The sequence below is a fragment of the Streptomyces sp. SS8 genome (genome assembly GCF_054072955.1).
This window is the reverse complement of the sequence record NZ_JBSVCZ010000068.1, coordinates 1-523: the sequence shown is the minus strand read 5'-3', so window position 1 is coordinate 523 and position 523 is coordinate 1. Positions and strand designations below refer to the sequence as shown.

1 protein-coding gene is annotated in these 523 nt (G+C 68.5%); it reads right to left on the bottom strand.

Annotation, left to right across the window (positions count from 1 at the left end; translation table 11 throughout):
* The coding region (locus ACW69E_RS27745; protein ID WP_457501035.1) for a GTP-binding protein at positions 1-523 on the bottom strand (523 nt) is incomplete at both ends.

Below are 523 nucleotides of genomic sequence, written 5' to 3'. Positions count from 1 at the left end.
GCGTGCTCGACCAGCGTGATCAGCGCACTCTTCGCCTCCGCCCGGTGCCGCGCGTCCGTGGTGATGATCGGCGCGTCCGGACCGATCTGCAGCGCCTCACGCACCTCGTCCGGCGTGTACGGCTGATGCCCGTCGAACCCGTTCAGCGCGATCACGAACGGCAGACCCGAGTTCTCGAAGTAGTCCACCGCCGGGAAGCAGTCCGCCAGCCGGCGCGTGTCCACCAGCACCACCGCACCGATCGCACCGCGCACCAGGTCGTCCCACATGAACCAGAACCGGTCCTGGCCCGGCGTACCGAACAGGTACAGGATCAGGTCCTGGTCCAGCGTGATACGGCCGAAGTCCATCGCCACCGTCGTGGTGGTCTTGCCACCGGTGTGCGTCAGGTCGTCGATCCCGGCGGACGCGGCGGTCATCACGGCTTCGGTGCGCAGCGGGTTGATCTCCGACACGGCGCCCACGAAGGTCGTCTTGCCCACGCCGAACCCGCCCGCCACCACGATCTTCGCGGAGGTGGTGG